The sequence below is a fragment of the Albidovulum sp. genome (assembly GCF_049646345.1).
In the GTDB taxonomy this organism is placed as follows: domain Bacteria; phylum Pseudomonadota; class Alphaproteobacteria; order Rhodobacterales; family Rhodobacteraceae; genus Albidovulum.
This window is the reverse complement of record NZ_JBARVQ010000785.1, coordinates 1-5109: the sequence shown is the minus strand read 5'-3', so window position 1 is coordinate 5109 and position 5109 is coordinate 1. Positions and strand designations below refer to the sequence as shown.

2 protein-coding genes are annotated in these 5109 nt (G+C 64.7%); both read left to right on the top strand.

Annotation, left to right across the window (positions count from 1 at the left end; all coding sequences use genetic code 11):
• The coding region (locus WBB85_RS20685) for a strawberry notch-like NTP hydrolase domain-containing protein (RefSeq protein ID WP_432640473.1) at positions 1-4242 on the top strand (4242 nt) is incomplete at its 5' end.
• An 11-nt stretch (positions 4243-4253) separates the two neighbouring features.
• A partial coding sequence (locus WBB85_RS20680) for a DUF7146 domain-containing protein (protein WP_432640472.1) occupies positions 4254-5109 on the top strand: 856 nt, incomplete at its 3' end.

Sequence of the window (5109 nt, the reverse complement as noted above, 5' to 3'; positions counted from 1 at the left end):
GCGCTGCGCCTGCGGCTTGAGATGGAGCGCGCCTTCGGTGGCTCCGATGCGACAGGCGCCTGGGATTGGAAGCTGGCTTATGAGGCGGGCGAGGTGGCACTTGTCCTCTTCCTGCGGAAATTCGGCCGCGCCCTGCTGGCGCGGGCTGGATCACTTGACGCACTGATGCCGATCCTCGCCAAAGTTTCGGGGCTTCTGCCAACCCATACGCGGCGGTCTGAAGAAATGGAGCGATTCCAGCAATTCTCGACGCCGCTGCCCATGGGGCTTACGGCCTTGGCCGCCGCAAAGATCACCCACGCGGACTTGGTCCTCGAGCCTTCGGCCGGAACGGGGCTTCTTGCCATTCTGGCCGAAATCGCAGGCGGCGCTCTGGCCTTGAATGAACTCGCTGAAACCCGCGCTGATCTCTTGCGTCTGCTGTTTCCTGGCCGCTCCGTCACCCGTTTCGACGCCGCGCAAATCGACGATCATCTGGACACGGGGCTTCGCCCGAGCGTCATCCTGATGAACCCTCCGTTCTCGGCTGTGGCCAATGTCGATGGCCGCAACACCGAAGCGACGGCGCGGCATCTGCGCTCGGCGCTTGCCCGGCTGGCCCCTGGTGGACGGCTGGTCGCCATCACAGGTGCCGGTTTCGCGCCCGATGCCACGGCCTGGGCCGAGACCTTCGTCCGCCTGACCGAAACCGCACATCTCGTCTTCACAGGCGCTGTGTCTGGTGCTGCCTTCGCCAAGCACGGCACCAGCTTTGAGACCCGGATTTCGGTCTTCGACAAATGCCGTGGTGGCGAGATGGGTGGCGTCACCGCTGACCTGCGTCAGCCAATGGCTTCGGATGTAGCGCATCTCCTCTCCCGGATCACTGCCGAAGTTCCGCCGCGCTTTGAGTCGGATCAGGCCGCAACGGCAAGTCAGAGCCGTTCTTCCCTCTTCGCGGGAAACTCTGCCCCCTCCACGCGCAAGGCCATCGGCATATCTCGCGCGACTTCTGCGGCCCAACCCGCGCAAGAAATCGCTAAGATCGAGGCTGAAGACCTCGCCTACACCCTGCGCGAGGGGCGCGACAACGATGATACTGCGCGCCTGTCGGATGCCATTTATGAGACCTTCCGCCTGCAGGCGATCGTAATCCCTGGGGCGGAACCGCACCCGACCAAGCTGGTGCAATCGGCGGCCATGGCCTCGGTCGCGCCCCCAAAACCTTCCTACCGCCCGAAGCTGCCCTCTGCCGTGCTGCGCGATGGCCTTCTCTCCGACGCGCAGCTGGAGACCGTGATCTACGCTGGTGAAGCGCACGGCGCGTATCTCGCGGGATCCTGGACCGTCGATGAAACCGGCGACACGGTCTCGGCCGCGCCGGACGATGCTGTTGACGCCATCCGCTTTAGGCGCGGGTTCTTTCTTGGTGACGGCACAGGGGCGGGCAAGGGCCGCCAGTCGGCTGGCATCTTGCTCGACAATTGGAGCCAAGGCCGCCGTAAAGCGCTCTGGATCTCGAAAAGCGACAAGCTTCTCGAGGATGCACAACGCGACTGGTCTGCCCTTGGCCAGGAGCGTCTTCTGGTGACGCCTCTGTCGCGCTTTGCGCAAGGCCGCGACATCCAGCTGACCGAGGGCATCCTATTCACCACCTATGCCACGCTGCGTTCCGAGGAACGGGGCGCCAAGAAATCCCGCGTCGAACAGATCGCGGACTGGCTAGGGGTCGACTTTGATGGTGTAATCATCTTCGATGAAAGCCACGCGATGGCCAATGCCGCAGGCAGCAAAGGCGAGCGTGGCGACACTGAGGCTTCGCAGCAAGGCAGGGCAGGCCTCCGCCTGCAGCACAAGCTGCCGAATGCGCGGGTGGTCTATGTCTCGGCCACCGGGGCGACCTCAGTTCACAACCTCGCCTATGCGCAGCGGCTCGGCCTCTGGGGCGGCGAAGATTTCCCATTCGCGACCCGCGCCGAGTTCGTTGAGGCCATCGAGGCGGGCGGAGTCGCCGCCATGGAGGTGTTGGCCCGCGACCTGCGGTCTCTTGGCCTCTACACCGCCCGTTCGCTCTCCTATGACGGCGTCGAATACGAGATGCTGGTCCATGCGCTCAGCCCCGAGCAGCGCGGCATCTACGATGCCTATGCCGGGGCCTTCGCCATCATCCACAACAACCTCGCGGCTGCGATGGAGGCCGCCAACATCACGGGAGAGAACGGAACGCTGAACCGGCAGGCCAAGTCCGCCGCACGCTCGGCCTTCGAGTCCGCCAAGCAGCGTTTCTTCGGTCACCTTCTGACCTCGATGAAGACCCCCACGCTGATCGCGTCCATCGAGGCCGATCTGGCGGCGGGCCATACGGCTGTCATCCAGATCGTCTCAACCGGCCAAGCGCTGATGGAGCGCCGCCTCTCGGAGATCCCGACCGACGAATGGAACGACATCCGCGTCGACATCACGCCTCGGGAATACGTCCTGGACTACCTCGCCCATTCCTTCCCGGTTCAGCTCTACGAGCCCTTCACCGACAGTGAGGGCAATCTCTCGTCTCGACCCGTGGTACGGGACGGCCAGCCGGTCGAATGCCGCGAAGCCGCCCGCAGGCGCGATGCGCTGATCGAAAAGCTGGCCGGCCTGCCGCCCGTGCCGGGGGCGCTTGACCAGATCGTCCAGCGCTTCGGCACCGACCTCGTGGCCGAGGTCACAGGCCGTTCGCGCCGCATCGTGCGAAAGGGCGACGGTCCTGCCGCGCGCCTTATCGTCGAAAGCCGGGCAGGGTCTGCCAACCTCGCGGAGACAGCGGCCTTCATGGATGATCAGAAGCGCATCCTGATCTTCTCAGATGCTGGTGGCACGGGGCGCAGCTATCACGCCGATCTCGGCGCGAAAAACCGGCGTCTGCGTGTCCACTACCTTCTGGAACCCGGCTGGAAGGCCGATGCCGCCATCCAAGGCTTGGGCCGCACCAACCGCACCAATCAGGCGCAGCCGCCGCTGTTCCGGCCTGTGGCCACCGATGTGAAGGCGGAGAAGCGGTTTCTGTCGACCATCGCGCGCCGCCTCGACACGCTCGGTGCCATCACGCGGGGTCAGCGCCAGACCGGCGGTCAGGGGCTGTTCCGCCCGGAAGACAACCTCGAGAGTCCTTACGCCCGCGATGCTTTGCGTCAGCTTTACCGCAAACTCTATCGCGGTGACGTGCCGGGTTGCTCGCTCTTGGCTTTCGAGGATGCGACCGGACTCAGCCTCACAGATGACAACGGTCTGAAGGACGATCTGCCCCCGATCACGACTTTCCTCAATCGCCTGCTGGCGCTGACGATTGCGATGCAGGGCATCCTGTTTACTGCCTTCGAGGAGCTTCTGGCGCAGCGCATCGAAGGCGCCATCGCCGCCGGGGTCTACGACCTCGGGCTCGAGACCCTGCGCGCCGAGAGCTTCCGCGTCACGGAGGCGCGGGTGATCTACACCCATCCCGGCTCTGGTGCCGAAACCCAGCTTCTGACCATCGCGCAGAAGATCCGCAATGCCCCAATCTCCTTGGCCGATGCGCTGGACTGGCTGGATGACCCGAAGGCGCGGCTATTGGTCAACAGCCGCTCGGGGCGTGCGGCCGTGCAGGTGCCCGCTACCAGCCTGATGCTCGACGATGGCACCATTGAGCCCCGCTTGCGGCTGATCCGGCCAACGGAAACCCACACGTTCCCGGTCAAGATGAAGGAGGACACCCATTGGCTGGAAGCCGACCGCACGGCCTTCGCCGCCGCCTGGACCGCAGAACTGGCTGAGGTGCCGGAGTTCTCGGAAGCCACGCTGCACATCGTCGCTGGCCTTCTGCTGCCAATCTGGAAGCAGCTGCCGCAGGAAGAAACCCGCGTCTACCGGCTCCAAACTGATGACGGCCAACGCATCATCGGCCGCCGCGTCTCACCCGCCTGGGTCGCGACCACGCTGGCGGCCGACGCACCGAAGCTCACGGCGGCGCAGGTCCATGCCCTCGTTCTGGACGCCAAGACCGTGGTGCGGCTGGCAGAAGGAATGGAGTTGCACCGGTCCCGCGTCATGGGGGTGAACCGGATCGAGCTCTCCGGGTTCACGGAAGCGGCGAAGGACCGGCTCAAGGCTGATGGCTTCTTCTCGGAAATCATCGCCTGGAAGCTGCGGCTCTTCTGTTCGACGGATTCCGGCGGTGTGAAAGTGCTCGATCAGCTGCTTGCACGTTTCCCCATCCAGGGTCTACATGCACGCAAAGGTTGTTAATCGTGTGTGCCATGTCATTGGAAACAGAAGATCTGCTGCGGGATCTTTCGCAAAATGCCGAAAGCGTTTGCCGTCACTATCTTCCCGCCGGGAGGCGGGAAGGTTCCTACTGGATGGTCGGCGATCTGCAGAACAATCCAGGTAGATCGCTGTTTGTCAGGCTGACTGGTCCCACTTCGGGGGGCGGTGCCGCCGGAAAATTCACCGACAGCGCGACCGGTGAACATGGCGATCTCCTCGACATCATCCGCGAACGCACGGGGATCACCCGCTTTCCCGATCTTCTGGCCGAGGCCCGCGCGCATCTTGGCCGTCCGCAGCCGGTTCTCCCGGATGCCAATTCCCCGCGCAGCCGAAAATCCCCCTCGGGTACGCCAGAAGCAGCGGCGCGCTTGTTTGCGGCTTCGCTGCCTTTGGCGGGGTCTCTGGCAGAAGCCTACTTGCGCACCCGGGGCATCACCAAAGCGGTGCCGAGCGCGGCCCTGCGCTTCCACCCGAAGTGCTGGCATCGGGATGAGGGCCAGACCAAGCCTGTGCCCAGACCTGCGATGATCGCCGCGGTCACCGATGGGGCAGTGGCCTTGCAGGGCGTGCATCGCACTTGGCTTGCACCTGAGGGACAGGACAAGGCGGCGGTTGACACACCGCGGCGGGCTATGGGTCACCTCCTCGGAAATGCCGTCCGGATCGACCCGGCAGATCAAACCCTCGTGCTGGGTGAAGGCATCGAGACCATGCTGTCCGTCCGCGAGGCGGCGCCTTCTTTGCCCGTCTGGGCTGCGCTCTCGTCGGGTCACCTCGGAGCCGTCTTGCTGCCTGCAGGGTTGCAGCGCCTCTACATCGCCATCGACCGCGACCCGGCGGGGC